The following is a 26,097-nucleotide window of genomic DNA, read 5'->3' as shown; positions in this document are numbered from 1 at the left end:
CGTGCCCCGCGTACCCGAGGAGCCGACCGTGCACCGTTCCCCCGCCGCCGAGGCCGAGATCGCACAGGAGCTGGCCGCCGTGCGGCCCGCCCTGCTGCCCCGGTACTCGGCGGAACTGCCGGGCGCCCGCGCCGCCGTGCTGACCCGTCTGTGGCGGGCGCTGGCCCATGAGCCGCTGCCGTGGATCACCGGCCGGGTGCGCGGGGCGCACAGCCTGGCCCTGCGGCTGGCCGACGGCCGGACGCTGTACGGGCCGCACGCGGATCCGTACGCCACGAGCGCGTACGTCACCGGCGTCCGCCTCGGCCGGGACCGGCACGTCGATGCGGCCGCCCTGATGACCGCGCTCGCGGTGCCGCACGCCGACGCGTTCGCTGCCGAACTGGCGCACAGCACGGCCTCGTTGGCGCTGTCCCGGGCCGACGCGGATCACCCGAAGGAGTGGCCCGTGGGGGTTCCTCCGGCCGAAGGCCGGGGCAGGGACTGGGAGTGGGAGCAGCGGGTCACCGACGGGCACCCGTACCACCCCAACTGTCGTTCCCGGCCCGGTTTCTCGGTCGCTGAGCAGCTGGCGTACGGCCCGGAGCACCGGCCGGTGGTGGAGCTGGGGACGGTACCGGTGCCGGCGGCCGCGTGCCTGGTGGGCGGCGACTGGCCGGCGGAGCTGCGGGACGGTCGGCAGCTCCTGGTCCCCGTGCACCCCTGGCAGGCCGCCCACGTCCTCGACCGCCCCGCCGACGCCTGGCTGCCTGCCCATCCCCTGCTCTCCCTGCGGACGTTGGCGCTGCCCGGCGGCCCGCATGTGAAGACAGCGCTGAGCACCCGTCTGACGTCGTCGGTGCGGGACATCTCCGCGTATTCGATCCGGTCCGCCGGGCCGCTCAACGACCTGGCCGAACAGCTGGTGGCGCACGGCGAAGGCCTGCTGCACATCACCCGCACGCTGGGCGCGGTGACGGCCGGTTCGCCCGGTCTGGCGGCGCTGCTGCGGGAGTCTCCCGAGGTGTACGCGGGTCCGGGCGAGCAGGTCCTGCCGGTGGCCGCGCTTGCCCTCACCGGTCTGCCGGACTCCCCCGACTGGCTGGCCGCGTTCGCCCGACTGGCGCTCAGGGTGGGCCTGCGCCTGCTCGACCTCGGTGTGGCCCTGGAGGCGCACGGCCAGAACCTGCTGGTGATCCTGGCGGCCGACGGCACTCCCCGGCGGCTGGTCTACCGCGACCTGGCCGACATCAGGATCAGCCCCGCCCGGCTGACCCGGCACGGCATCACCCCGCCCCCGCTCACCGGACGTCTCGTCACGGACGACGAAACCACCTTGCGCCGCAAGCTGTTCGGCTCCCTGGTGGCGGGCGCCCTGGCCGCCACGGCGGGCTCGGCCGCGCCCCTCGCGGCGGCCCTGACCGCCGCCGTCCCGCACCTTCCGCCCACCCCCGACCTGTCGGCCCTGCGCGAAGCACCCGTGCCGGTCAAGGCGTTGACCCTGATGCGGCTGTCCCCGCAGGCGTCCGGGGACCAGTGGACGTCGCTGCCGAACCCGCTCGTTTTGGAGCCCGGAGCCTCTGATCAATAGGATCCGGCGATGATCAGAAGACAACGGCTGGCGGCGGGAGTCTGCGCTCTGCTCGCCGCCCTGGCGGCCGGGATCGCGTTTCCCGGCGGGGCCGCCGCCGACGAGACGCAGGCGACCGCCCCGAAGGTCGAACTCGTGCTGGACGTCAGCGGTTCCATGAGCGCGCGGGACATCGACGGCGGTTCCCGGATGGCCGCGGCGAAGCAGGCGTTCAACGAGGTGCTGGACGCGACTCCGCAGGAGGTCCAGCTCGGAATCCGCACGCTCGGCGCCAACTACCGCGGCAACGACCGCAAGGAGGGCTGCAAGGACACCGCGCAGCTCTACCCGGTCGGCCCGCTGAACCGGACCGACGCGAAGACCGCGGTGGCCACGCTCCAGCCCACCGGCTGGACGCCGATCGGGCCCGCGCTGCTGAAGGCGGCGGACGATCTGAACGGCGGCAGCGGAACGCACCGTATCGTCCTGATCAGCGACGGCGAGGACACCTGTCAGCCGCTCGACCCGTGCGAGGTGGCCCGCGAGATAGCCGCCAAGGGCATCGGGCTGACCATCGACACCCTCGGCCTGGTGCCGGACGCCAAGACCCGTGACCAGCTCAGCTGCATCGCGGACGCGACCGGCGGCACCTACACCGACGTACGGCACAAGGAAGAACTCAGCAGCCGGGTCGGGCAGTTGGTCGACCGGGCGGCCGATCCGGTGGTGACCCCGGTGGCCACCGAGGGCGGCGCCCAGTGCACGAACGCGCCGGCGCTCAAGTCCGGTCTGTACACCGACCGTGCCGGGTTCGGGCAGCAGCGCTGGTACAAGGTCGACGTCAGGCCCGGCCAGGAGCTGCGCGCCTCGGTGAGCGTGGCCGACGACCGCGCCGTGAACCCCGGGTACGGGGTGTTGCTGCGGGCGGTGACGGTCCATGGACGGGAGATCGTGCGCGGCGAGGCCGCCGGCACCGGCCGTACGGACGTCGTCTCCACCGGGCTGCGCTATCCGAAGCCGGACAGCGATGACGACAACGCGCCCGCGGAGACCGTGTGTCTGCAGGTCAGCCACTCGTTCTCGGCCGCCGCGGGGGTCAAGACGACGCCCGGTCTGCCGATCGAGCTGACCGTCGACGTCGTGGACGGGCCGTCGGGACATCACGACGTGGCCGCCTTCGGGCTCGGGCGCGGCTGGTGGCTGCTGGGCACCCTGGTGCTGATCGGGTTCGTGGCGGGTCTGCTGTGGGGCTGGCTGTCGCGCTGGCGGGTCGCGGTCTGGAGGACGAACTGATGCGGATCACACGTGTTCTGGGCGGCGCGCTGCTGGCGCTGGGCCTGGCCGCCGGGCCGGCCGCCGCCGACACCCCGAGCCCTTCGCCGAGCGCCTCGTCCGACGGCTCGACGCCGACCCGGGCGGGCACCTCCTTCCGTACGGCGGCGGAGATCGAGCAGGGTCAGTCGGCCACCGCGTCCGGCTCCACCGGTGACTACCTGTACTGGTCCTTCCCCGCCGACGTCGGCCAACGGCCCACCGTCAAGGCGACCGTGAAGCTCCCGCAGACGCACGGCTCGCAGACCTGGCAGCTCGACGTCTACGACGGGCTGCGGCGCCGGCAGGCCTGCCAGTACGGCGCCAACACCCGTACCGCCGCGCAGGACGCCTCGCAGGTCGGGCTGGCGTGTGTGCTGCGCACGGTGCGGGGCTGGTCGGAGCCGTGGGCCGACGACCCGCTGCCGGGCACTTACTACGTCCGGCTGACCGTGGTGGACCTGGGCGCCTCCGACCTCGGGCAGCCGGTGAGCGCCGAGGTGCGGGCCGACTCCAAGGACATCGGCGGGGCGGCGGCTGTGGACGGTTCGCTGGCCAAGCCGCTCGTTCCCGGTATCGCCGTCAAGTCCGCGGAGCAGAAGGACGGTTCGAAGGCGGCGGTGCTGTCCAGCTTCGGTTCGCACGACGGCTGGTCCTCCGGCTGGTGGTCCGACCGCTGGGTGTGGACCGCTGTGGGCGCCGTGCTGGCGGCTCTCGCCGGCATCGGCGGGTACGCGCTGACGCGGGGGTCGGGACGGCCGTCCCGGGTGCCGCCGGGCGTCTGACCACCGTGCTGAAGGCCCGCCTACCAGCGGGCCTTCTTTTTTGCCGTGTGCGCTCAGTTCTCCCGCAGCGTCTTCGTCAACGTGCTCTCCCCCGTCACCGTCACCCGCCCGCCCCGTACCGCGTCCGTGAGGCTCAGCTGCTCCCGCGCCACCGCCTCGCAGGTCGCCGCGTCCATCACCAGTCGCGCGTCCGCCTCGACGGGCGCGGGTCCGTCGCCGTACACCGGGCCCTCCTGCGCGCCGAGCCGCAGATGGAACTCGCCCTCCTCCAGCCCGACTTCGACCAGCCCTTCCCCCTCCAGGGCGCGCAGCAAGGGCAGCGCGAACCAGTGGGCGCGGACCGCGTCGGTCGGGCGGCGTTCGCCCAGTTCGGCCGCGCCCCAGGCGCCCAGCGCCTGGATCACTGGAAGCAACTCCCGCCCACGGCCAGTGAGTTCGTACACGAAGGCCGCGCCGGGCGGCGGCAGGCGGCGGCGGGTGGTGAGGCCGTCGCGTTCCATGTCCTTCAGCCGGGAGGCGAGTACGTCCGTGCTCACGCCGGGCAGGTCCGCGTGCAGGTCCGTGTAGCGGCGGGGGCCGGCCAGCAGTTCCCGGACGATCAGCAGGGTCCAGCGGTCGCCGACGAGGTCGAGGGCGCGGGCTGCGGAACAGTACTGGTCGTAGCTTCGGCGTGGTGACATGCGACGCAGTCTAGACACGTTGTTGGACTTTCCAAGCTCACACTTGGTAAAACCAAGCAACACGAGTTTCCGGAGGGGTCCATGGAGTTCCGGCAGTCGAACAAGCTCAGCGAGGTCTGTTACGAGATCCGCGGCCCGGTGATCGAGCACGCCAACGCGCTGGAGGAAGCGGGGCACAGCGTGCTGCGCCTGAACACCGGCAACCCCGCGGCCTTCGGCTTCGAGGCGCCGGAGGAGATCCTCCAGGACATGATCCGGATGCTGCCCCGGGCGCACGGCTACACCGACTCGCGCGGCATCCTCTCCGCCCGCCGGTCGGTCGCGCAGCGCTACCAGAACCTGGGCCTGGAGGTGGACGTCGACGACGTGTTCCTCGGCAACGGCGTCTCGGAGCTGGTCTCCATGGCCGTGACCGCTCTGGTCGAGGACGGCGACGAAATCCTCATCCCCGCACCGGACTTCCCGCTCTGGACGGCCGTGACGACACTGGCCGGCGGCAAGGCCGTGCACTACCTGTGCGACGAACAGGCCGACTGGAACCCCGACCTGGCCGACCTGGCCTCGAAGATCACGGACCGGACCAAGGCCGTGGTCATCATCAACCCGAACAACCCCACGGGCGCGGTGTATCCGAAGGAGGTCGTCGAGGGCATCCTGGACCTCGCCCGCCGGCACGGCCTGATGGTGTTCGCCGACGAGATCTACGACCAGATCCTGTACGACGACGCCGTGCACCACTCGGCCGCCGCCCTCGCCCCCGACCTGGTCGTCCTCACCTTCTGCGGCCTGTCGAAGACGTACCGGGTGGCGGGCTTCCGCTCCGGCTGGCTCGTCGTGACCGGGCCGAAGCAGCACGCGAAGAACTATCTGGAGGGCCTGACCATGCTGGCCTCCATGCGTCTGTGCGCCAACGCCCCCGCCCAGTACGCCATCCAGGCCGCGCTCGGCGGCCGCCAGTCCATCCGCGAACTGACGCTGCCCGGCGGCCGGTTGTACGAGCAGCGCACCACGGCGTGGGAGAAGCTCAACGAGATCCCCGGTGTCTCCTGCGTGAAGCCCAAGGGCGCGCTGTACGCGTTCCCGCGCATCGACCCGAAAGTGCACAAGATCCACGACGACGAGAAGTTCGTCCTGGACCTGCTGCTGCGCGAGAAGATCCAGGTGGTCCAGGGCACGGGCTTCAACTGGCCCTCCCCCGACCACTTCCGCATCCTCACCCTGCCGCACGCGGAGGACCTGGAGGCGGCGATCGGGCGCATCGGGCGCTTCCTCGGCGGGTATCGGCAGTAGCCCATTTCGTACGTACGTGCGCGTCTCCGGGTGTTCGTGCGAAGATCACCCGGCACGACCCGGGGGGCTCCTGCACACGCACCCGACCAGCGCCGCAGCGCTGTTCCCCTCGGTCCGGACCGATCAGACCAGGGGGAAGCTCCGTTGCTCTCGTACCATATGCGCCGGGCGACCGTCGCCGTTGTGTGTCTTACGGCGGTCGGGGGCGCGGCTCCCGCGGCACAGGCCGGTACCAGCACGTCGCCCACGCCGCCGTCGCCCGCCGCCGGGCGGGAGGCCCAGGACGCCGCCCGGTTCTGGACCGCCGGCCGCATGGCCGACGCCCGGCCGCTGGACGGCGCGCGCACGGCACCGGCCGGGCCGGGGCCGTCGGTCGCCGCGACGGGCCGGCCGCAGGGCACGATGTTCGCGGGGACGCGCCTGGTGGGAACCTTCTTCGGGTCCGACGGGCCCGCCGGCACCACCTGGCACTGCACCGGCAGCGTGATGGACACCGCGGCGCGCGATGTCGTCCTCACCGCGGCCCACTGCGTGCTGAACATGAAGGGCGACTACATCTTCGTCCCGAAGTTCGCGAAGGGCGCGGGCCCCGACAAGCAGCCGTACGGCATCTTCCACATCCAGCGGCTGTTCACCGACCCCCGGTACGTGCCCGATCCGGGGTCGTCGACCACCAAGCAGCCCGCGTCCGACCTGGACACCGCGTTCGCCCGGGTCTCGGCCAACCAGAGCGGCCAGAGCCTGCAGGACGCGGTCGGCGGCGGACTGACCTTCACCCAGCCGTCCGGCTTCACGAACAAGAACGTGACCGTCGTCGGCTACCCCTCGGCCAGGAACAACAGCGCCGGACGTGCCGTGAAGTGCACCGTGCCGACCAGCCAACTGCCCGGCTACCGGCAGCTGTCGATGACCTGTGGCGGTTACTACGGCGGGGTGTCCGGCAGCCCGTGGATCACCGACTACAAGGACGACGCGCGCACCGGCCACGTCATCGGCAACCTCGGCGGCTACAACGGCGGCGGCAACGACGCCGACGTCGACTACATCAGCTACGCCCCGGCGTTCGGCCCCGACGCCGCGCGCCTGCTCTCCGCCGCGGTCGCGAACCAGGACCTGCCCGGCGACCTGCCGCCGTACCAGGGCCTCAAGGACGTGCTCCCGGGCGGCGCGGCGCGCTGGCGCAAGGCCACGCTGCTGGCCGCGGGCGACTACACCGGCGACCACCTGGACGACCTGCTGACCGTCTGGTCCGACGGCGGGATGACCCTGTACCCCGGGAACGGCAAGGGCGGTTTCGGGTCCGAGAAGCGGCTGCTGAAGGCCAACTCCACCTGGACCCACGCCCGCACGCTCACCGGCGGCGACCTCACCGGCGACGGGCGTCCGGATCTGCTGGTGCGCTGGTCCGACGGCGAGGCCACCCTGTACCCGGGCATCGGCACCGCCGGCCTGGGCCGGGAGGTCCGGATGGCTGCCTCCGGCTCCGCCTGGAAGAACGCCGTACAGATCACGTCCGGGCAGTTCGACGGCGGCAAGGGCGCCACCGATCTGCTGGTGCGCTGGTCGGACGGCCGCCTGAGCCTGTACACCGGGGTCGGCTCCGGCGGCTTCGGCCCCGCCAAGCAGCTGGTCAAGGCGAACGGCACCTGGACCAAGGCCGCCCTGCTGACCGGTGGGACCTTCGGCGGCAACGCCGCCGGCGGCCTGCTGGTGCGCTGGGCGGACGGCTCGCTCGACTCCTACGCGGGCACGTCGGCCGCCGGGCCCGGCACCCGGACCCGGGTGCTCGGCCCGAACGGCACCTGGCAGCACGCCCAGGTCATGACCGCCGGGAACTTCACGGCCGACCACGCGGACGACGACCTGATCGTGCGCTGGTCCGACGGCGAGACCACGCTGTACGCCGACACCGGCACCAAGGCCCTCGGCACCGAGAACACGCTGGTCCACCCCGGCACCTGACCCGCACCATCCGCAGAGAAGAAGGGGGAACGATGCGCGCGACGAACCGGCCGACCACCGGCGCACTCGCCGTCCTCACCGCCGCCCTGGCCCTGACGGCCTGCGGTACGACCACCACCGACTCCAAACGGGACGCGGGCCTGACGCCGTGCCGCACCGCCGCCCTGAGGTGGAGCCTGACGCTGGCCGGCACCGACCGGGGCGCCGGCCCGGCCCACGCCCGGCTGACGGCCGTCAACAAGGGCCCGGGCAGCTGTGTGTTCGACGGCTACCCGGGCCTGGAGATCCACAACGGCAAGGCGGACAGCATCGAGGGCGCCGGACACGGCCGTCCCGATCCCGTTCCCCTGCCCGGGAAGGCATCGCTCACCGTGGACCTGCGCTACACGCCGCGCGGCGCGAACGGCGCCGGCGGCTGGTGCGTGCAGCAGCCCGAGGCGGTGATCCGGGCACCGCACGACAGCGGCGCCGCCGTCGTCCCCGTCCGGGACGCCCACGGAAAGGCCGCGCAGATCGACGCCTGCGGCGACAGCATCACCCTGGCCGCGCCGCACCGGTCCTGAGCGGACGGGGAACCGGCCGCCGTCCGGCGCAGTCCGTACTGCGGGCGGCGGGTGGTCCGTGTCACGGTGGAGACGTGAGTGACCTCTTTCTCGTCCGGCACGGTGAGACCGAGTGGTCGCGCTCCGGACGGCACACCGGCTCGACCGACGTGCCCCTCACCGAGCACGGCCGCGAGGAGGCACGCCGGCTGGTACCGCTGATCCGCTCGCACCGGATCGGGGCCGCGTTCGTCAGCCCGCTCCAGCGGGCCCGGGAGACCGCCGAACTCATCGGGGTCCACGACGCCCGGGTCGACGTCGACCTGCGCGAGTGGGACTACGGCGGCTACGAGGGCGTGACCACCGTGGAGATCCAGCGGAGCCGGCCCGGCTGGTTCCTGTTCACGGACGGGGTCGCGCCGGGCCCGCCGGAGCATCCGGGCGAGACCCCGGAGCAGGTCGGCGAGCGCGCCGACCGGATGCTCGGCAAGGTCGACGCCGCTCTCGCCAACACCGAGGGGGTCGTCGTGCTGATCGCCCACGGCCACTTCCTGCGTGTCCTCACCGCCCGCCGCCTGGGCCTGCCGCCCCAGCACGGGGCCCTCTTCCAGCTGGCCACGGGCGCCCTGTGCCGCCTCGGCACCGAGCACGGGCGACCGGTGGTGGCGGGCTGGAACATCCGGCCGCCGGGGTAGGGGCCGTACAGCCGCACCCCGTTGTCAGAGCCGCGCCGTACTCTGCGAGGGCAGGGGCGGATGCGGAAGGGGTACGGCTGTGACGCGAGCGCCGAGTGCCGCACAGCGGCGGGTGATCGATGGCGCCGATCCGGTCACCGGGCGGCTGCGCGGCACGGAGACACAGCTCGCGGCGCTGGTGAAGCGGGGGCTGGCGTTCCGCCATCCGCGGCCGCCGCACGACCACTTCCTGACCCCGGCGGGCCATCGGATACGGGAGGCGGTGCCCGAGCCGGCAGCGGAGCCGGAGCCCGCCGCGGGGGTGTTCGCGGCCCGGGTCGGCGGCGAGGAGGAGCCGCCCGCGGCGGGGCCGACGCGGCTGCGCGAGGTGCGCAGCGCCTGGCAGGGGCTGCTGGAGCTGCGCCGGATGACCCATCCCGACGGCACCGTGGACCGGCCGTGCGGCTGGGAGCGGACGCATCTGGTGCGGGCCGCCGCACTCGCCCTGGAGGCGGCCGGGCACCGTCCGGCGGGCGGGGACGCGGACGGCTACCGGGTGCGGGCGACCGCGCAGCCGGAGGCCGTTGCCGTGTACGCGCCGGACGCCGAGACCCTGGCGGCCTGTGCGGCCACGCTGGAGCGCGCGGGCTGGCAGGCGGGCGAGTACACCGAGCCGCGGACGAGAGCGCGGTATCTGCTGGCCTCGCCACGCCGGGTGTGAGCGGCGTGCCAGGATCGATCGACCGGATTTTCGAGCGTGAGAAGGGCAAGCAGTGGCCGAACCGTTTTCCGTCCGTGTGACCGTCCGTGGCTACGAGACCGACACTCAGGGACACCTCAACCAGTCCGTGTACCTCAACTACGCGGAGCACGCCCGCTGGTCGCTGCTCCAGGCGGCCGGGATCAGCCAGGCCCGGCTCGTCGGGCGGGGGGTGGGGCCGGTGGCGCTGGAGACGACGATCCGCTTCCGGCGCGAACTGCTCGCCGGCGACGAGGTCGACGTGACCTGTGCGTTCGAGTGGGGCACCGGCAAGACCTTCACCATCCGCCAGGAGATCCGCAAGACGGACGGCACCCTGGCGGCCGAGGTCACCGCCGTCGGCGGGCTGATGGACCTCAAGGAGCGCAAGCTGGTCCCCGACCCGCCGCAGACGTTCAAGGAGCTGACGACGGACCTCGCGCTGTTCGGCCTGTAGCGCCGGCGGCCCGCGCGTCGGGCAACTCGGGCCGGTGCTCGGCCTCGTAGGCCGCCCGCGCCTTCGCGAGGTACCCGTTCGCCGGGCCCGTTCAGCTCGTGCCGAAGGCCTCCTTGTGGTCCTCGGCCCACTCCTTGAACGTCCTGGCCGGCCGGCCCAGCACCTCCGGCACGTCCTCGGTGACCGTCGCGTTGTGGCCGTCGCGGAGGTAGGCGACACCGGTCAGGACGCCCTCCAGCCCGCTCTCGGCGATGCCGTAGGCGGTGCGGAGGAAGTCGCGGGTCTCGTCCAGCGTCAGGGTGCGGGCGGTCAGCGGCCGGCCGAGCACCTCGGCGAGGACGGCGACCTGGTCCGGGACGGTGATCGCCGCCGGTCCGGTCAGTGTGTACGTCCGCCCCGCGTGCCCGGCCTCGAGCAGGGCCCGCACCGCCACCTCGGCGATGTCACGCGGGTCGATCACACCCGACGGCCCGTCTGCGGTCATGTTCGGCACCGGCTCTCCCCGGCGCACCGCCTCCGCCCAGGCCAGCGTGTTCGAGGCGAACGACGACGGCCGCAGGACCGTCCACTCGGCCCCGCTCTCCCGCACCAGCCGCTCGCCCTCCCCGTGCCAGGCGAGGGTCGGGCCCGTGTCGGGATCGTCGATGCCGATGGCGGAGAGCTTCACCAGCCGCCGTACGCCCGCCGCCCGGGCCGCCGCCACCATCGCCCGGTCGTGGGCGGCGCCGGGACCGGGCGGGCACAGCACATAGGCGGCCGTCACGCCCGCCATCGCGGCCGCCAGGGAGTCCTGGTCGGCGTAGTCCCCGCGGACCGTCTCCACGCCCGCGGGCATCCGGGCCCGGTCCGGGTCACGGGTCAGGGCGCGCACCTTCGCACCGCGCGCCGCGAGCTGTCGTACGACTTCACTGCCGGTGGTGCCCGTGGCACCCGTCACCAGAATCATGGCGTCCACGATGGCGCGAGGCGGCGGGTGTCTCTTGGAAATTCCGGCACGGTTCGCCCGCCCGGAAGCAGTTGCGGCGACTTACCGTGGAGTGATGCCGAACGCCATCGCCGAGCAGGCCCTGACCACGCCCGAGGTCCTGCGCCCCTGGATCGCCGGGGTGCGCACGCTGTCCGTGTCGCTCGCCGAACCCGCCGACAAGCCCTTTGTGCACCTGCCCACCGCGGTCACCAGGGTGGTGCTGCGGGTGGGGGCGGACGGACGGCGCGACGTGCTCGCCTGCGGGCCGCAGGTGCGGGCCTCGTACCACGAGGGCAAGACCCATGTCCGCTGTGTCGAGCTGCGTCTGACGCCGGGCATGGCCCGTCCGCTGCTGGGTGTCCGGGCCGCCGAACTGGTCGGCCGGGCCGTCCCGTTGGAGGAGCTGCCGGGCGCGCTGCCCCGCCGGCTCGCGGCCGGGCTGGGCCGGCTGGACCCGCGGGAGGCGGTGCCGTACCTCGCCGGGGCACTCCCCGAGCTGCTGTCGGCCGTCGTGGACCCGGCCCGTACGGCGCTGGTGCGGGCGGGCGTCGACGCGCTGTCGGTCCGGCCGGATCGGACGCCGGCGCAGGTGCGCGACGTGGCCCGGGAACTGGCCGTCAGCGAACGGCAGTTGCGCAATCTGTTCGCCGAGGGCGTCGGGGTCTCCCCCAAGCACTACGCCCGCATCGACCGCGTCCGCACGGTCCTCACCCGGGCCGGACACGCCCCCTGGTCCCAACTCGCCGCCGCCACGGGCTACTTCGACCAGTCGCACATGACGTCCGACTTCCGCGCCCTGATGGGCGTCCCGCCACGTTCGTACTTCACCGGCCGGCTGCCCGCCCTGACACCCTGCCAGTCGGCGCCTCGCGGGTCGGTACGGACAGCTGGTTGAGGCCGCAGTACCGGGTGAGCGCGCCGTGCGCGGCGAGGGCGAGGGTTCATGGGTCCCGCCCGCCGCACACGACGGCGCATCGCTTCTCAGTGTGTGGGCGTGAGTTCCTGGCCCGCCTCCATCGGGTGCGTGACGTCCTCGGCGTCCTGGCTCCTGCCGAGGTGGTTGAAGACGAGGTTGAGCAGGACGGCGGCGACGCAGCCGGTGGAGATGCCCGAGTCCAGGACGATCCTCGCGGTCTCCGGGAAGGCGTGGTAGAAGTCCGGCGTGGTGATCGGGATGATGCCGACGGCGAGGGAGACGGCGACGATCAGGACGTTGTTGTCCTTCTCCAGGCCGGCCCGGACGAGGGTCTGGATACCGCTCGCGGCGACCGAGCCGAACAGGACCACGCCGGCGCCGCCGAGGACCGGGCGGGGGACGACCGCGATGAGCGAGGCGGCCATCGGGCACAGGCCCATCAGGACCAGGAAGCCGCCGCCCACGGCGACGACGAAGCGGCTGCGGATCTTCGTCATGGCCACGAGGCCGATGTTCTGCGCGAACGCGCTGCACATGAAGCCGTTGAAGAACGGGCTGAGCGCCGAGCCGAGGGTGTCGGCGCGCAGGCCGGCCGCGATGACCTTCTCGTCGGAGGGGCGTTCGACGATCTCGCCGAGGGCGAGCATGTCGGCGGTCGACTCCGTCATGGAGACGACCATCACCACGCACATCGACAGGATCGCGGCGATGTGGAACGTCGGGGCGCCGAAGTGGAACGGGGTCGGGAAGCCGACGACGTCGGCGTGGGCGACGGGGCCGAAGTCCGTGGCGCCGAACGGTATGGCGATGAGCGTGCCGATGACGAGGCCGAGCAGAACCGCGATCTGCTTGACGAAGCCCCGGGTGAAGCGGCGCAGCAGCAGGACGATCAGGAGGGTGGCGCCGGCGAGGGTGAGGTTGGTCGTCGAACCGTAGTCGCTCGCCGTGGGGTCGGGACCCTGGGCCCAGCCGAAGGCCACGGGCAGCAGGGAGACACCGATCAGGGTGATGACCGAGCCCGTGACGACCGGCGGGAAGAAGCGGACGGCCTTGCTGAAGAAGGGGGCGGCGATGAAGCCGAGGACGCCCGCGACGATGACCGCGCCGAAGATCATCGGCAGGGCGTCGGACTTGTCCTTGGCGGAGGTGACGATGGCCGTCATGGGGGCGACGCCGGCGAAGGTGACGCCGTTGACGAAGGGAAGTCGGGCGCCGATCTTCCAGAAGCCGAGGGTCTGCAGGAAGGTGGCGAGCCCGGCGGTGAAGAGACAGGCTCCGGTGAGGAAGGTCAGGTCGGTGCCGGACAGGCCTACGGCCGCGCCGACGATCAGGGGTGGTGCGACGACTCCCGCGTACATGGCGGCCACGTGCTGCAGGCCGCTGGTCGCCATTTTCAGGGCGGGGAGTTTTTCGTCGACAGGATGGGCGGTCACGGCGGCTCCTCCGGACGGGTAACACGTCGTCTTCGACGTGGGTTTCATGGAGGTGGTGCGGGCGGTCGTGCGGGACCGTGACGGGGGTGGCACTTGAGCGGTCGAGCGGCGTGGGGTGGTGGGGTGACCGTTCCGGGGCGTGTGCGTCCACACACACCCCGGAACGGCTGCCGTGAACCCCGCTCGGGTCCACGGTCCCGGCCGGGAGCCGTCCCTCCCGGCCGGAGTCTTCCGGCAAGCCGTCCGACGAGGCGACGGCCGAACCATTCGGCGGACCGCCCGCGAGGACAGCCGACGAACCGTTTTGGCGGGCCGACTGCGAGGACGGCCGCCGAGTCTTCCGGCGGGCCGGGCGTACGAGGGGCCGGCCGCCGGGTTTCCCGGCGGGCCGGTCCAGTGCGGGACCGGCTCGCCGGAGTGCGGGGTGGATCAGGCCTGAGCGGCGATCCGGGCGAGGCGCTGGGCCTCCTCGCGGGTGGAGCGGGCGATGGCGTCCTCGTCGACGGTGACCAGGCGGTCGTTGTCCACGATCTGCCGGCCGTTGACGAAGGACGCGGTGACCGGCGCCGCCGCGCCGAAGACCAGCGCGGTGACCGGGTCGGCGATGGAGGCGTGGGCGAGCGTGTCCATCTTCCACAGCACCACGTCGGCCAGCTTGCCGGCCTCCAGCGAGCCGATCTGCTCGGCGCGGCCGAGCACCTGGGCGCCGCCGAACGTGCCGAGCCGCAGCGCCTGGCGGGCGTTCAGCGCGGCCTCGCGGTGGGCGCCGAGGCGGTTGATCAGCAGGGCGTTGCGCAGTTCGGTGTGGAGTTCGCCGGACTCGTTGGAGGCGGTGCCGTCGACGCCGAGGCCGACCGGGACGCCCGCCCGGAGCATGTCGGGGACGCGGGCGATGCCGGCCGCGAGGCGGGCGTTGGAGGACGGGCAGTGCGCGACACCGGTCTTGGTCCGGGCGAAGGCGGCGATGTCGGAGTCGTTCATGTGGACGCAGTGCGCCATCCACACGTCCTCGCCGAGCCAGCCGGTGGACTCGAAGTAGTCGGTCGGGCCCATGCCGAACAGCTCGTGGCAGAACTTCTCCTCCTCCACGGTCTCCGAGCCGTGGGTGTGCAGCCGTACGCCGAGGCGGCGGGCCAACTGAGCACCCTCACGCAGGAGTTCGGTGGAGACGGAGAACGGCGAGCACGGGGCGACCGCCACCTGGGTCATGGCGTCGAAGGAGGCGTCGTGGTGCTGCTTGACGGTCTCCTCGGTGGCGGCGAGCGCGCCCTCCAGCGTCTCGACGGCGAAGTCCGGCGGCAGGCCGCCGTCCTTCTCGCTGCGGTCCATCGACCCGCGGGCCAGCGTGAAGCGGACGCCCATCTCGGCGGCGGCCCGGATGATCGAACCGGACAGGTCGCCGGAGCCGTGCGGGTAGACGTAGTGGTGGTCCATGGCGGTGGTGACGCCGCCGCGGGCCATCATGGCGAGGGAGCCCTGCGCGGCCACATGGGTCATCTGCTCATCGATGCGCGCCCAGGTGGGGTAGAGCGCGACGAGCCAGTTGAACAGGTTGTGGTCGGTGGCCAGACCCCGGGTGATCCACTGGTAGAAGTGGTGGTGGGTGTTGACCAGACCGGGCGTGGCCAGATGGCCGCTCGCGTCGATCCGGCGCACCACGTTCTCCAGTCCTCGGGGGGCCTGGCCCGCGCCGACGGACTCGATCCGGTTGTCGGCGAGGACCAGGTGCCCCGAGGCGTACTCGGTGTCGCCCGCGTCCACGGTCGCGATGGCACAGTTCTCGATGACGATGCGCTGGGCTGCCGATGGCGCCATGGTGCTTCCTTGTCTTTCAGTGGCGGCCCGTGGGACGGGGAGTTTCCACGGGAAGGGCACGGCAGGACCCTAGGAGGATTTGAGTGCCGGGGCCGGTTGGCGGCTCCGGGTGCCGAGATGATGGAAGAACAGATTGAGCAGGACGGCGGCGAGCGCGCCCGCGCTGATGCCGGAGCCGAGCACGGTCTGTGCCCAGGCCGGGAACTCGGCGTAGAACGTCGGCGCGGCCAGCGGGATGATGCCCGCGCCGAGCGCGACGGCCACCAGGATGATGTTGGAGCTGTCGTCCAGCCCCGCCTCCGACAGCGTACGGATGCCGCTGACGGCGATCGAGCCGAACAGGACGATGCCCGCACCGCCGAGGACCGGCATGGGGACCAGCGAGACGACCGCGCCGAGGACCGGGAAGGCACCCAGGACGAGCAGGGCGGCGCCGGCGACGGCGACGACGTAGCGGCTGCGCACCCGGGTGAGGGAGACGACGCCGACGTTCTGGGCGAAGGCGGAGGTGGGGAAGCCGCCGAAGACGGGGCCGATCAGGGTGGCGATGCCGTCGGTGCGCAGACCGCGGGTGATGGTCCTCGCGTCGGTGCGGCGGTCGCAGATCTCGCCGAGCGCCAGCATGCCGGCGCTGGACTCGGTCATGAGGACCAGCATGACGATGCACAGCGACAGGACGGCCGCGGGCTGGAACTCGGGCGAGCCGAAGGCGAACGGAGTCGGCAGCGCGGCGACGGGCGCGGACTTCAGGGCGCTGAAGTCCGCCATGCCGAACGGGATGGCGGCCAGGGTGCCGATGAGCAGTCCGAACAGCAGGGCGACCTGCTTGACGAAGCCGCGGCCGAAGCGCTGGATCAGCAGGATGACGGCGAGGGTGAACCCGGCGAGCGCGAGGTGGTTCATCGCGCCGAAGTCGGGGGCGGTCTTGTCACCACCCTGGGCCCAGCTCACCGGGACCGGCATCAGGGTGACGCCGATCAGCGTGATGACGACGCCGGTGACCAGGGGCGGGAAGAAGCGCAGCAGCCGTCCGAAGAACGGGCCGACGGCGAGACAGAAGGCGCCCGCGACCATCACCGCGCCGTAGACGGCGGGGAGTTGGTGCCCCTTGTCGTTGGTCTCGGCGATCGCGAGGATCGGGGCGATGCCCGCGGAGGAGGCGGCGTTGACGAAGGGCAGCCGGTTGCCGACGAAGCCCTTGACGCCGATGGTCTGCAGGATGGTCGCGACGCCCGCGATGAGCAGGCTCGCGGCGATGAGCCGGGTGCGGGCCGCGATGTCGAGTCCGCAGGCCTGGCCGATGATGAGCGGAGGAGTGACAACGCCCGCGTACATGGCGGCGATGTGCTGCAGTGCGGCGGGGACGAGCCGCGTCAGGTGGAGCTTCTCGTCCACCGGGTGCACGGACGTGACGGCGTCCTCGGTGTGCACCGGCTGGGTGGAACACGGGGCCGTGTCGGGCCCCTTCGCAGGCTGTGCCATTTCGTTCCCTCCGGTGTGGCGTGTCCCCGGTCCGGGCGGCGGGACCGGGGACGCGCGTCCCGCGTCAGAGGTTGGTCAGATCGACCGGGATCTTCGGCTCGCAGCCGTCCCGCAGGACGGTCGCCTCGATCAGGCCGTAGGGCCGGTCGGCGGCGAAGTAGACCTCGTTGTCGTTCTTGAGCCCGAAGGGCTCCAGGTCGACGAGGAAGTGGTGCTTGTTCGGCAGCGAGAAGCGGACCTCGTCGATCTCGCCGCGGTTGTTGATGATCCGAGAGCCCATCTGGTACAGCGTCTGCTGCAGGGAGAGGGAGTACGTCTCGGCGAAGGCCTGGAGCATGTGCTTCTTGACCTGCTCGTAGGACTTCTCCCAGTTGGGCATCTTCTGCTCGTCGTCGGTCCAGTTGAACCGCCAGCGGGCGGAGACCGAGGTCGCCAGGATGCGGTCGTACGCCTCCTGGAGGGTGGTGTACTTGTCCTTGACGTAGCCCCAGAACTCGGAGTTGGTCGAGTTCATCACCGTCAGGTCCTTCAGACCCGAGACGACCTCCCACGTCTCACCGTCGTAGGTGATCTGGGTGACGCGGGTCTCCTGGCCCTTCTTCACGAACGAGTGCTTGACCTCGTCCGCGCCGATGAACTTGGAGTTGGCGTCGGAGGTCTCGATCCGCTCCCAGGCGTACTCCTCGATCCGGATCCGCGCGGTCTTGATCGGCTCCTGCGAGGTGACGAAGTGGCGGGCGAGGTGGATGCCGAACTGCTCGGCGGACTCGATGCCGTGCTCCTTGGCGAACGCGAACACCGTGTTCTTGGTGGTGTCGGTCGGCAGGACGTTGGCGTTGGAGCCCGAGTAGTGGACCTCCTCCATGTCACCGCTCAGAGCGACGGAGACGTTGAGGTCCTTGATGTGGTGGGTGGCGCCGTCCCGCGTGATCTTTACGACTCGGTTCTCGGCCTTGCCGTACTGGTTCTGTCCCAGAATCGTGGGCATCTTCTGCTAGCTCCCTCGGTAAACGGAGTAGCCGAACGGGTTGAGCAGCAGCGGCACGTGGTAGTGCTCCCCGGGCTTCACGGCGAAGGTGATCGCCACCTCGGGGAAGAACACGGCACCGCTGTCCCGATTCGCGGGGGCGTCCTGCTGCGCATCGGCTTGCTTCTTCTCGAAATACGCCTCGACGGCGAAGTCGAGCCGTACGTGCGTGGTGCCTTCCGGCAGGGCCGGCAGGTCATTACACCGGCCGTCGGCGTCGGTCGCCGAGCCGCCGAGCGTCTGCCAGTCCGCTTCTCTTCCGCCGCGGGCGGAGAGGTGGACGGCGACACCGTCGGCGGGGCGGCCGATGGAGGTGTCCAGGATGTGCGTGGACACGGAGGCGGTGGTGCTGGTGCTCATGGTGTCAGGCGTCCTCTTCGACGAGTCGGGCCAGTCGGATGCGGTTGATCTTGCCCAGCTCGGTGCGGACGATCTCCCGCTCCTGCTCCGGCGAGTTCCCGATCCGCTCCTTGACCGCGTCGCGCATCTGCTCGCCGGTCCGGCCGGTGGCGCAGATCAGGAACACATGCCCGAACTTCTCCTGGTAGGCCAGGTTGAGTTCCAGCAGCTCTGTCCTGAGCTCCTCCGAGGCGCCGGCCATGCCGCGCTGCTCGCGGGCGGAGGTGGGGTCGCCGGGCTTGGGGCGCCCGATCGGCGGATGTCCCGCCATCGCCTCCTGGAGGTCCCCCGCGGTCAGCTCGGCCATGGCGGCGTCACTGGCGGCGTAGAGATCCTCCGCGGTGGCGTAGGGGCGGGCGGCGGACAGCCGCCGGGCCCACTCGGTGGAGGCACACGCCTCGTGGAGGGCGGCGCGGGCCTCGCGCTCCTCCAGGTGATTGAACCGAGCCAGGCCCGGGGGCGTGGAAGTCGTCGTCACGGGAGCCTCCGTGGCCGGAAACGGCCTTCGTGCTGAACGGGCTGCCGATAGTGAACGCCCCCGGAAACGCCACGTCAACACTTTGTTGAAAAATCCGCGTAACAAGCAGAACGGTTCCGGGGGCGGTCCGACCGCTCCGCCCCCTTGGCCGATCAGGCGCTCTTGCCCTGTCCGAGGTGGCCGATCAGGCGCCCTTGTCCCGGTTGAGATAGTTGTAGACCGTGAAGCGGCTGACGCCGAGCGCGCCGGCCACGGTCTCCACGCCGTGCCGCACGGCGAAGGCGCCGCGAGCTTCCAGCGTACGTACGACCTCCTGCTTGGTCCTGCGGTCCAGATCGGCCAGCGGCCCCCGCCTGCGCTCCATGGCCGCGAGGATGTGGTCGAGGGAGTCGGCGAGCTGGGGCAGGCGTACGCCGACGACGTCGACGCCCTCCCAGGCGAGGACGACGTCCTCGGGGCCCGCCTCGTCGGGCGCGCATATCTCCCCGCCCATGGCGTCGACCAGCGGCTTCACAGCCGCGATAAAGGGCTCGTTCCCGGTCATCTACCACCCTCCCCGAAGCCGTCGTCGATCACGTTGACCTGGAGCGAGATCCGGGTGGCACCGGCCTGCAGGCTCTTGCGGAGCAGCGCTTCCACGGCGCCCAGGACACGGTCCGCGCCGCCTTCCGCCGTGTTGCCGAACGGGCCGACGTCGACGGCGTCCAGTTCTGCCGTCTCTATGACCTCCCGCGCCGCCAGGGCGTGCGCGGGCGCCTCGTCCAGGTCGAAGGGTTCGGTCGTGAACTCCACTCTCAATCGCACGCGCTCAACCTAACGCGCGAGGCGGTCCCGCGGAGCGGCCGCGGGGGACTTGGCCACGGACCCCCCTTGACAAGCGCCGACATCCGACGGCAATCTTCCATTAAGCAGAAACCAACTTCCGTAATACGGAATATCGACCACGGAAGGGAGCGCGGCCCCCGATGGGATTCGCAGACCAGCGCTTCAACGTCAACCTGTCGATCCTCTTCACGGAACTCCCGCTCCTGGAGCGTCCCGCGGCCGCCGCCGCGGCGGGCTTCACGGCGGTCGAGCTGTGGTGGCCCTGGGTCGACTCCCCCACCCCCGAGCAGTCCGAGCTCGACGCCCTGAAGAAGGCGATCGAGGACGCGGGCGTCCAGCTCACGGGCCTGAACTTCTACGCCGGCCAGCTGCCCGGCCCCGACCGCGGCGCCCTGTCGGTCCCCGGTGAGGAGTCGGAAAGGTTCCGCGCCAACATCGAGGTGGCCATCACCTTCGCCCAGTCCCTGGGCTGCACGACGTTCAACGCCCTGTACGGCAACCGCGTCGACGGCGTGGACCCGGCCGAGCAGGACGCGCTCGCCCTGGAGAACCTGGTCCTCGCGGCCCAGGCGGTCGGCCGGGTCGGCGGGACCGTACTGATCGAGGCCCTCAACCAGCCCGAATCGCCGAAGTGCCCGATCGTGAGCGCGCCCAAGGCGATCGAGATCGTGGACAAGGTCAACGAGGCGACGGGCCTCGGGAACGCGAAGTTCCTGATGGACCTGTACCACCTGTCCATGAACGGCGAGGACCTGCCGTCGGTCATCGAGCAGTACGCGGCGAAGACCGGTCACGTCCAGATCGCGGACAACCCCGGCCGCGGCGCACCCGGGACGGGTTCGCTCCCGCTGGAGGAGCTGCTCGACCAGCTGGCGAAGGCCGGTTACGACGGCTGGGTGGGCCTGGAGTACAAGGCCGGCGACCGCCCGAGCGCCGAGTCCTTCGAGTGGCTCCCGCGCGAAGCGCGCCCCGCGCGCTGAACCCCCCGACTTTGCAGAGCAGTTGAGAGAGGCAGCACCCCCATCATGAGCAACCTTCCCAAGATCGCGTGGATCGGCCTCGGCATCATGGGCTCCCCCATGTCCGAGAACCTGATCAAGGCGGGTTACCAGGTCACCGGCTTCACGCTGGAGCAGGACAAGCTGGACCGGCTGGCCGCCGCCGGCGGTACGGTCGCCTCCTCGATCGCCGAGGCCGTGCGCGACGCCGACGTGGTCATCACGATGGTGCCCGCGTCCCCGCAGGTCGAGGCCATCTCCTACGGCCCCGCCGGCATCCTGGAGAACGCGAAGTCCGGCGCGCTGCTGATCGACATGTCCTCGATCACCCCGCAGACCTCCGTGGACCTGGCCGCCGCGGCCAAGGACAAGGGCATCCGGGTGCTCGACGCCCCGGTGTCCGGCGGTGAGGCCGGCGCCGTCGAGGCCGTACTGTCGATCATGGTCGGCGGCGAGCAGGCCGACTTCGCCCAGGCCAAGCCGATCTTCGACGCCCTCGGCAAGACCATCGTGCTGTGCGGCCCGCACGGCTCCGGCCAGACCGTGAAGGCGGCCAACCAGCTGATCGTCGCCGTCAACATCCAGGCGTGCGCCGAGGCCGTGGTCTTCCTGGAGAAGTCGGGCGTGGACCTGGCGGCCGCGCTGGACGTCCTCAACGGCGGCCTCGCGGGCTCGACCGTGCTGACGCGCAAGAAGGACAACTTCCTGAACCGCGACTTCAAGCCGGGCTTCCGCATCGACCTGCACCACAAGGACATGGGCATCGTCACCGACGCCGCCCGCAACGTCGGCGCCGCGCTGCCGGTCGGCGCCGTGGTCGCCCAGCTGGTCGCCTCGCTGCGCGCCCAGGGCGACGGCGGCCTGGACCACTCGGCCCTGCTGCGGGCCGTGGAGCGCCTCTCCGGCGCCCAGATCTGACGCACCCCGAGACTTCCGGGCGGCGCCGGCGCTGACACCTGTCCTGTCGCGCCCAGGCGTCGGCGCCGCCCGGAATCAACTTCAACAAACTGTTGACGTTCAGATTGCCCCACTCCTAGGCTCCACGAAGCGGAAGAAGATTTCCGCTGCCACCCGCACGGAAGGTCCACGATGTCGAAGCGCGTGCTCACGACAGAGTCCGGCGCCCCGGTCGCCGACAACCAGAACTCAGCATCCGCCGGCGTCGGCGGCCCGCTCCTGCTCCAGGACCAGCACCTCCTGGAGAAGCTCGCGCGCTTCAACCGCGAGCGCATCCCGGAGCGCGTGGTGCACGCCCGTGGCTCCGGCGCGTACGGCCACTTCGAGGTGACGGACGACGTCACCGGCTTCACCCACGCCGACTTCCTGAGCGCGATCGGCAAGCGCACCGAGGTGTTCCTGCGCTTCTCGACGGTCGCCGACTCCCTCGGCGGCGCCGACGCCGTCCGCGACCCGCGCGGCTTCGCGCTGAAGTTCTACACCGAAGAGGGCAACTACGACCTCGTCGGCAACAACACCCCGGTGTTCTTCATCAAGGACCCGATCAAGTTCCCCGACTTCATCCACTCCCAGAAGCGCGACCCGTTCACGGGCAAGCAGGAGCCGGACAACGTCTGGGACTTCTGGGCACACGCCCCCGAGGCCACGCACCAGGTGACGTGGCTGATGGGCGACCGCGGCATCCCGGCGTCGTACCGCCACATGAACGGCTACGGCTCGCACACGTACCAGTGGACGAACGCCCAGGGCGAGGCCTTCTTCGTCAAGTACCACTTCAAGACGAACCAGGGCATCCGCTCCCTGAGCAGCGAGCAGGCCGCGGAGCTGGTGGGCAAGGACCCCAACTCGCACCAGACGGACCTGCTCCAGGCCATCGAGCGCGGGGTGCACCCGTCCTGGACGCTGTACGTCCAGATCATGCCGGCGGCCGAGGCGGCGGACTACCGCTTCAACCCGTTCGACCTCACCAAGGTGTGGCCGCACAAGGACTACCCGCTGCAGCGCGTGGGCCGTCTGGTCCTCGACCGCAACCCGGACAACGTCTTCGCCGAGGTCGAGCAGGCCGCGTTCTCCCCGAACAACTTCGTTCCGGGCATCGGCCCCTCCCCCGACAAGATGCTCCAGGGCCGTCTGTTCGCCTACGCGGACGCGCACCGCTACCGCCTGGGCGTCAACCACACCCTGCTGGCCGTGAACGCCCCGAAGGCGACGACCGCGCAGAACTACGGCCGGGACGGCCTCATGGCGACCAACGCCCAGGGCCGCGGCGCCAAGAACTACGAGCCGAACTCCTACGACGGCCCGGCCGAGACCGGCCGCCCGCTGTCGGCCCCGCTGGCGGTCTCCGGCCACACCGGCACCCACGAGGCCCCGCTGCACACCAAGGACGACGCCTTCTTCCAGGCGGGCGAGCTGTACCGCCTGATGTCCGAGGAGGAGAAGTCCCGCCTGGTCGCGAACATCGCCGGCGGCCTCTCGCAGGTCACCCGCGACGACGTGATCGAGAAGAACCTGGCCCACTTCCACGCCGCCGACCCGGACTACGGCAAGCGCGTGGAGGAGGCGGTCCGCGCCCTGCGCGAGGACTGACAGCCAGAGCAACACCCCAGCGGCGTACGGAATCTGACGGGAGGTCAGGATCTCCGCACGCGGCCCGCGCAGTACGCCGGACGACCCGGATGAGGGGTGGTCGCCAGGCGGAGGCGCGGGCAGGGCGAGGACCGCGGCGGCGTGCGAGCCAGTGCGGTGGTGAAGGTCCGGTTCCCCTTCCCGACCAGAGGGAAAGGGGAACCGGGTCCGTCGTACACCGCCGCGGTCCCCACCCGGATCCCTGCAACAGGGTCCCCACCAGCCCCGTCCGGCGGCGCGAACGACCTGTCGCGCCCAGCCTCGCGCCGTCGGACGGACACCATGGAGTATCTGCGGCGCCCCCCTGATCCAGGGGGGCGCCGCTTCGCGTTGTACGGGCTCGGCGTGCGACCCGGACGCATCCGCAGCACGCTGAGGTCATGGGCAATCCGACGCAGTACCCGCACATCGTGGTCCATGCCCCGGCCCTGGACGGCTCCCGCCGCGTCACCGAGGGCGACGTGACCCTGGGCCTCGCCTCCCACCTGGACGACGTCGTGGAGATCCTCCGACTGGCCGATCTGGACCGCATCGAGGTGGAGGAGAGCGACCTGATCGAATGGCAGGGCGGCGGCCCGGACGACTGGCCGGGGCTGTCGGAACACGAGGTGTGAGGTGCAGCGGCCGGGGCGGTCGTCAGGGGCTTGAGCGGGCTGTACGGGCGCGGCTCAGGGGCGTGGGCTGCCGGGGGCCGGGGCGGGGACCGCAGGGGGTTCGAGGGCGGCTGCGCGGCAGATCGGCACCGAGGGGCGGCAAGGGGGGCCCGGGAGCGGCTGCCGGGGGCTGGAGAAGGTTGTGTACGGGGCGGCTCGGGGCGGCTGCGCGGGGGCGCTCGGCGGTGCTCCGGCCGGTGGGGGAGCCGTGAACGTCGCCCCCGGGGAGAACCTCCGGCGCCGGTCCGGGGCCCGGCGTGGCTGGCTGGCTGGCTGGCCGACTGCGGGAGCCGTACCGGCCGGCCTTGGGAGCCGCCACTCGCGACTTGCCGTACGACGGGCGGCCGGGCCTGAGCGCACGGGGCCCGGCGGGCGGGGAGCACCGGTGCGGTCGGAGCAGACAGCCCCGCCAGGCGGGCCGGAACGCCGAAGGGTGGCCCCTCCTCCCGGACGGGCCACCCTCGGTTGGTGTTGCTGGGACTGTCAGACCTTCAGCGGCTTGATCGACGTCGGTGCGTGACCCGGTTCCGTGGCCAGGTCCTCGAACTCGGAGATGTCGCTGATGTCCATGGTGCGGCTCATCGAGATGTTGGTGATCCGCTCCAGGATCGCCTCGACGACGACCGGCACCTGGTACTCGGCTGCCAGCTTCTTCGCCTGCTCGAACGCCGCGCCCAGCTGGTCCGGCTCGGTGACCCGGATCGCCTTGCAGCCCAGGCCCTCGGCGACCTTGACGTGGTCGACGCCGTAGACGCCCAGCTCCGGCGCGTTGACGTTCTCGAACTCCAGGTTGACCTGGAAGTTGATGTCCAGGCCGATCTGCGCCTGTCGGATCAGGCCCAGGTACGCGTTGTTCACCAGCACGTGGACGTACGGGATCTTGTGCTGGGCGGCGACCGCCAGCTCCTCGATCAGGAACTGGAAGTCGTAGTCGCCGGAGAGCGCGACGACCGGGGACTCCGGGTCGGCCTTGGCGACGCCGATCGCGGCCGGGATGGTCCAGCCCAGGGGGCCGGCCTGGCCGCAGTTGATCCAGTGGCGCGGCTTGTAGACGTGCAGCATCTGCGCGCCTGCGATCTGGGAGAGCCCGATGGTGGTGACGTACCGGGTGTCCGGGCCGAAGGCCTTGTTCATCTCCTCGTACACGCGCTGCGGCTTCATCGGCACGTTGTCGAAGTGCGTACGGCGCAGCAGCGTCGCCTTGCGCTCCTGCGTCGAGGCGACCCAGTCGGCACGGTCGGGCAGCTTGCCCGCGGCCTTCAGCTCCTTGGCGACCTCGACGAACAGCTCCAGCGCGGCCTTGGCGTCGGAGACGACGCCGTAGTCCGGCGGGAAGATCTTGCCGATCTGGGTGGGCTCGATGTCGACGTGGACGAACTTGCGTCCCTCGCGGTACACGTCGAGCTTGTAGCCGGTGTGACGGTTGGCCCAGCGGTTGCCGATGCCGAGGACGAAGTCCGACTCCAGGAAGTTCGCGTTGCCGTACCGGTGCGAGGTCTGGACACCGACCATGCCCGCGTTCAGCTCGTGGTCGTCGGCCAGCGTGCCCCAGCCCATCAGGGTCGGGATGACCGGGGTCTGGGTCAGCTCGGCGAACTCGACCAGCAGCTCGGAGGCGTCGGCGCCGATGATGCCGCCACCGGCGACGATGACCGGGCGCTCGGACCGGAGCAGGAAGGAGATCGCCTTCTCGATCTGGGCGCGCGTGGCGGCCGGCTTGTAGACCGGCAGCGGCTCGTACGTCTCCGGGTCGAACTCGATCTCGGTGAGCTGCACGTCGATCGGCAGGTCGATCAGGACCGGGCCGGGACGGCCGGAGCGCATCAGGTGGAACGCCTGCTGGAAGACGCCGGGGACCTGCGCGGCCTCCAGGACGGTGACCGCCATCTTGGTCACCGGCTTGGCGATCGAGGCGATGTCGACGGCCTGGAAGTCCTCCTTGTGGATCACATGGGTGGGCGCCTGGCCCGTGATGCACAGGATCGGGATGGAGTCGCCGATGGCCGAGTACAGGCCGGTGATCATGTCGGTGCCGGCCGGGCCGGAGGTGCCGATGCAGACGCCGATGTTGCCCGGCTTGGTACGGGTGTAGCCCTCGGCCATGTGGGAGGCGCCCTCGACGTGGCGGGCGAGGGTGTGGCTGATACCGCCACCCTCCTTGAGCGCCTTGTAGAAGGGGTTGATCGCCGCGCCCGGCACACCGAAGGCGTCCGTGACGCCCTCGAGCTTGAGGATCTCAACTGCCGCGCGGGCAGCGGTCATACGAGCCATCGAGTACTCCTGCTTCGGCTGTCGGATGCGTACTCCCGTCGCGCCCCGCGGTGAGCACAGTCTCCAGAGTCGACTACTTCCACATCACTTCCGTAATGCGGAATTTAATTTCTACTATCTGGAAACAATGTAGGGGGACCTGCGAAAGCCGTCAAGAGACGTCGGACATGGCCGCGATCCGGCGCAGACCCGGCAAGCGCCGGACAAGGGGGGCGGGAGAGGGGCACGATGGGGAGCGCTGTCCCGACGCGACGCCTG

The 26,097-nt window shown here is 71.3% G+C and carries 25 protein-coding genes; 14 read left to right on the top strand and 11 right to left on the bottom strand.

Annotation, left to right across the window (positions count from 1 at the left end; all coding sequences use genetic code 11):
* Positions 1 to 28 precede the first annotated feature (28 nt).
* From ADK64_RS10660 to ADK64_RS10650, 3 genes are read left to right on the top strand one after another with little or no spacing between them, the layout of a single operon-like run.
* On the top strand, positions 29 to 1,570 hold the full coding sequence (locus ADK64_RS10660) for an IucA/IucC family protein (protein WP_053657475.1): 1,542 nt from the start codon (positions 29 to 31) through the stop codon (positions 1,568 to 1,570).
* A 9-nt stretch (positions 1,571 to 1,579) separates the two neighbouring features.
* Positions 1,580 to 2,842, top strand: a complete 1,263-nt coding sequence (locus tag ADK64_RS10655) for a VWA domain-containing protein (protein WP_053657473.1) — start codon at positions 1,580 to 1,582, stop codon at positions 2,840 to 2,842.
* Entirely contained in the window at positions 2,842 to 3,645 is an 804-nt protein-coding gene (locus ADK64_RS10650; RefSeq protein ID WP_053657621.1) for a hypothetical protein, read from the top strand. Before ADK64_RS10655 ends, ADK64_RS10650 begins: the two co-directional genes overlap by 1 nt.
* Before the next feature lie 53 nt (positions 3,646 to 3,698).
* Here the strand turns inward: ADK64_RS10650 and ADK64_RS10645 are convergent, their stop codons facing one another.
* The gene (locus tag ADK64_RS10645; protein ID WP_053657471.1) at positions 3,699 to 4,325 is read right to left on the bottom strand and encodes a winged helix-turn-helix transcriptional regulator; all 627 of its coding nucleotides are present in this window, start codon (positions 4,323 to 4,325) and stop codon (positions 3,699 to 3,701) included.
* 81 nt (positions 4,326 to 4,406) lie between these two features.
* On the opposite strand from ADK64_RS10645, the gene ADK64_RS10640 reads away from it, so the two are divergent.
* The 6 genes from ADK64_RS10640 (at position 4,407) to ADK64_RS10615 (ending at position 9,989) form a co-directional block, all read left to right on the top strand.
* Positions 4,407 to 5,615: a pyridoxal phosphate-dependent aminotransferase gene (locus ADK64_RS10640; RefSeq protein ID WP_053657469.1), complete on the top strand. Its 1,209-nt coding sequence runs from the start codon at positions 4,407 to 4,409 to the stop codon at positions 5,613 to 5,615.
* 144 nt (positions 5,616 to 5,759) lie between these two features.
* The gene (locus ADK64_RS10635) at positions 5,760 to 7,577 is read left to right on the top strand and encodes an FG-GAP repeat domain-containing protein (RefSeq protein ID WP_234384523.1); all 1,818 of its coding nucleotides are present in this window, start codon (positions 5,760 to 5,762) and stop codon (positions 7,575 to 7,577) included.
* A 32-nt stretch (positions 7,578 to 7,609) separates the two neighbouring features.
* The gene (locus ADK64_RS10630) at positions 7,610 to 8,140 is read left to right on the top strand and encodes a DUF4232 domain-containing protein (RefSeq protein ID WP_053657466.1); all 531 of its coding nucleotides are present in this window, start codon (positions 7,610 to 7,612) and stop codon (positions 8,138 to 8,140) included.
* A gap of 74 nt (positions 8,141 to 8,214) precedes the next feature.
* A complete protein-coding gene (locus tag ADK64_RS10625; protein WP_053657465.1) occupies positions 8,215 to 8,814 on the top strand; it encodes a histidine phosphatase family protein in 600 nt (199 codons plus the stop codon).
* A 79-nt stretch (positions 8,815 to 8,893) separates the two neighbouring features.
* Positions 8,894 to 9,514, top strand: a complete 621-nt coding sequence (locus tag ADK64_RS10620; protein ID WP_053657462.1) for a hypothetical protein — start codon at positions 8,894 to 8,896, stop codon at positions 9,512 to 9,514.
* Positions 9,515 to 9,566: 52 nt separating this feature from the next.
* Positions 9,567 to 9,989, top strand: coding sequence for an acyl-CoA thioesterase (locus tag ADK64_RS10615; RefSeq protein WP_053657460.1), 423 nt, complete (start codon positions 9,567 to 9,569; stop codon positions 9,987 to 9,989).
* A gap of 91 nt (positions 9,990 to 10,080) precedes the next feature.
* Here ADK64_RS10615 and ADK64_RS10610 read toward each other — a convergent pair whose 3' ends face one another.
* Positions 10,081 to 10,935 (bottom strand): NAD(P)H-binding protein, encoded by an 855-nt coding sequence (locus tag ADK64_RS10610; protein ID WP_053657617.1) that lies wholly within the window; start codon positions 10,933 to 10,935, stop codon positions 10,081 to 10,083.
* A 94-nt stretch (positions 10,936 to 11,029) separates the two neighbouring features.
* On the opposite strand from ADK64_RS10610, the gene ADK64_RS10605 reads away from it, so the two are divergent.
* Positions 11,030 to 11,851: an AraC family transcriptional regulator gene (locus ADK64_RS10605; RefSeq protein ID WP_053657458.1), complete on the top strand. Its 822-nt coding sequence runs from the start codon at positions 11,030 to 11,032 to the stop codon at positions 11,849 to 11,851.
* An 86-nt stretch (positions 11,852 to 11,937) separates the two neighbouring features.
* On the opposite strand, the gene ADK64_RS10600 is transcribed toward ADK64_RS10605, so the two are convergent.
* The 8 genes from ADK64_RS10600 to ADK64_RS10565 all read right to left on the bottom strand — a co-directional run bounded on the left by ADK64_RS10600 (position 11,938) and on the right by ADK64_RS10565 (position 19,310).
* Positions 11,938 to 13,305: a nucleobase:cation symporter-2 family protein gene (locus ADK64_RS10600; protein ID WP_107092956.1), complete on the bottom strand. Its 1,368-nt coding sequence runs from the start codon at positions 13,303 to 13,305 to the stop codon at positions 11,938 to 11,940.
* Between the two features lie 429 nt (positions 13,306 to 13,734).
* The gene (locus ADK64_RS10595; RefSeq protein ID WP_053657454.1) at positions 13,735 to 15,120 is read right to left on the bottom strand and encodes an 8-oxoguanine deaminase; all 1,386 of its coding nucleotides are present in this window, start codon (positions 15,118 to 15,120) and stop codon (positions 13,735 to 13,737) included.
* A gap of 69 nt (positions 15,121 to 15,189) precedes the next feature.
* Complete coding sequence (locus ADK64_RS10590; protein WP_053657452.1) at positions 15,190 to 16,602, bottom strand: nucleobase:cation symporter-2 family protein; 1,413 nt, start codon at positions 16,600 to 16,602, stop codon at positions 15,190 to 15,192.
* Positions 16,603 to 16,666: 64 nt separating this feature from the next.
* Positions 16,667 to 17,590, bottom strand: coding sequence for a factor-independent urate hydroxylase (gene pucL / locus ADK64_RS10585; RefSeq protein ID WP_053657450.1), 924 nt, complete (start codon positions 17,588 to 17,590; stop codon positions 16,667 to 16,669).
* A 6-nt stretch (positions 17,591 to 17,596) separates the two neighbouring features.
* Complete coding sequence (gene uraH, locus ADK64_RS10580) at positions 17,597 to 17,989, bottom strand: hydroxyisourate hydrolase (RefSeq protein ID WP_053657448.1); 393 nt, start codon at positions 17,987 to 17,989, stop codon at positions 17,597 to 17,599.
* A 4-nt stretch (positions 17,990 to 17,993) separates the two neighbouring features.
* Positions 17,994 to 18,506: a 2-oxo-4-hydroxy-4-carboxy-5-ureidoimidazoline decarboxylase gene (uraD, locus tag ADK64_RS10575; RefSeq protein WP_053657446.1), complete on the bottom strand. Its 513-nt coding sequence runs from the start codon at positions 18,504 to 18,506 to the stop codon at positions 17,994 to 17,996.
* Between the two features lie 184 nt (positions 18,507 to 18,690).
* Complete coding sequence (locus tag ADK64_RS10570; RefSeq protein WP_053657444.1) at positions 18,691 to 19,050, bottom strand: helix-turn-helix domain-containing protein; 360 nt, start codon at positions 19,048 to 19,050, stop codon at positions 18,691 to 18,693.
* Positions 19,047 to 19,310: a hypothetical protein gene (locus tag ADK64_RS10565; RefSeq protein WP_053657442.1), complete on the bottom strand. Its 264-nt coding sequence runs from the start codon at positions 19,308 to 19,310 to the stop codon at positions 19,047 to 19,049. The genes ADK64_RS10570 and ADK64_RS10565 overlap by 4 nt, the downstream gene beginning before the upstream one ends.
* 161 nt (positions 19,311 to 19,471) lie before the next feature.
* Between ADK64_RS10565 and ADK64_RS10560 the strand changes: the two genes are divergently transcribed.
* The 4 genes from ADK64_RS10560 (at position 19,472) to ADK64_RS10545 (ending at position 23,529) form a co-directional block, all read left to right on the top strand.
* Positions 19,472 to 20,311 (top strand): TIM barrel protein, encoded by an 840-nt coding sequence (locus tag ADK64_RS10560; protein ID WP_053657440.1) that lies wholly within the window; start codon positions 19,472 to 19,474, stop codon positions 20,309 to 20,311.
* Between the two features lie 45 nt (positions 20,312 to 20,356).
* Entirely contained in the window at positions 20,357 to 21,247 is an 891-nt protein-coding gene (locus ADK64_RS10555) for a 2-hydroxy-3-oxopropionate reductase (RefSeq protein ID WP_053657438.1), read from the top strand.
* A gap of 171 nt (positions 21,248 to 21,418) precedes the next feature.
* On the top strand, positions 21,419 to 22,876 hold the full coding sequence (locus ADK64_RS10550; protein ID WP_053657436.1) for a catalase: 1,458 nt from the start codon (positions 21,419 to 21,421) through the stop codon (positions 22,874 to 22,876).
* A gap of 419 nt (positions 22,877 to 23,295) precedes the next feature.
* A complete protein-coding gene (locus tag ADK64_RS10545; protein WP_053657434.1) occupies positions 23,296 to 23,529 on the top strand; it encodes a hypothetical protein in 234 nt (77 codons plus the stop codon).
* Positions 23,530 to 24,051: 522 nt separating this feature from the next.
* Here the strand turns inward: ADK64_RS10545 and gcl are convergent.
* Positions 24,052 to 25,839: a glyoxylate carboligase gene (gene gcl / locus ADK64_RS10540; protein ID WP_078992591.1), complete on the bottom strand. Its 1,788-nt coding sequence runs from the start codon at positions 25,837 to 25,839 to the stop codon at positions 24,052 to 24,054.
* Positions 25,840 to 26,097: the final 258 nt, after the last annotated feature.

This window comes from Streptomyces sp. MMG1121, from assembly GCF_001280015.1.
Lineage (GTDB): Bacteria > Actinomycetota > Actinomycetes > Streptomycetales > Streptomycetaceae > Streptomyces.
This window is presented reverse-complemented; position numbering and strand designations above follow the sequence as displayed.

What these genes read in the sequence shown, in the direction of transcription:
- ADK64_RS10640 (WP_053657469.1), top strand. Translation starts at nt 4,407, where the DNA reads ATGGAGTTCCGGCAGTCGAACAAGCTCAGCGAGGTCTGTTACGAGATC.
- ADK64_RS10610 (WP_053657617.1), bottom strand. Translation starts at nt 10,935, where the DNA reads ATGATTCTGGTGACGGGTGCCACGGGCACCACCGGCAGTGAAGTCGTA.
- ADK64_RS10590 (WP_053657452.1), bottom strand. Translation starts at nt 16,602, where the DNA reads ATGGCACAGCCTGCGAAGGGGCCCGACACGGCCCCGTGTTCCACCCAG.
- ADK64_RS10550 (WP_053657436.1), top strand. Translation starts at nt 21,419, where the DNA reads ATGTCGAAGCGCGTGCTCACGACAGAGTCCGGCGCCCCGGTCGCCGAC.
- ADK64_RS10630 (WP_053657466.1), top strand. Translation starts at nt 7,610, where the DNA reads ATGCGCGCGACGAACCGGCCGACCACCGGCGCACTCGCCGTCCTCACC.
- ADK64_RS10560 (WP_053657440.1), top strand. Translation starts at nt 19,472, where the DNA reads ATGGGATTCGCAGACCAGCGCTTCAACGTCAACCTGTCGATCCTCTTC.
- ADK64_RS10545 (WP_053657434.1), top strand. Translation starts at nt 23,296, where the DNA reads ATGGGCAATCCGACGCAGTACCCGCACATCGTGGTCCATGCCCCGGCC.
- uraH (WP_053657448.1), bottom strand. Translation starts at nt 17,989, where the DNA reads ATGAGCACCAGCACCACCGCCTCCGTGTCCACGCACATCCTGGACACC.
- ADK64_RS10650 (WP_053657621.1), top strand. Translation starts at nt 2,842, where the DNA reads ATGCGGATCACACGTGTTCTGGGCGGCGCGCTGCTGGCGCTGGGCCTG.
- ADK64_RS10655 (WP_053657473.1), top strand. Translation starts at nt 1,580, where the DNA reads ATGATCAGAAGACAACGGCTGGCGGCGGGAGTCTGCGCTCTGCTCGCC.
- gcl (WP_078992591.1), bottom strand. Translation starts at nt 25,839, where the DNA reads ATGGCTCGTATGACCGCTGCCCGCGCGGCAGTTGAGATCCTCAAGCTC.
- ADK64_RS10555 (WP_053657438.1), top strand. Translation starts at nt 20,357, where the DNA reads ATGAGCAACCTTCCCAAGATCGCGTGGATCGGCCTCGGCATCATGGGC.
- ADK64_RS10570 (WP_053657444.1), bottom strand. Translation starts at nt 19,050, where the DNA reads ATGACCGGGAACGAGCCCTTTATCGCGGCTGTGAAGCCGCTGGTCGAC.
- ADK64_RS10595 (WP_053657454.1), bottom strand. Translation starts at nt 15,120, where the DNA reads ATGGCGCCATCGGCAGCCCAGCGCATCGTCATCGAGAACTGTGCCATC.
- pucL (WP_053657450.1), bottom strand. Translation starts at nt 17,590, where the DNA reads ATGCCCACGATTCTGGGACAGAACCAGTACGGCAAGGCCGAGAACCGA.
- ADK64_RS10605 (WP_053657458.1), top strand. Translation starts at nt 11,030, where the DNA reads ATGCCGAACGCCATCGCCGAGCAGGCCCTGACCACGCCCGAGGTCCTG.
- ADK64_RS10645 (WP_053657471.1), bottom strand. Translation starts at nt 4,325, where the DNA reads ATGTCACCACGCCGAAGCTACGACCAGTACTGTTCCGCAGCCCGCGCC.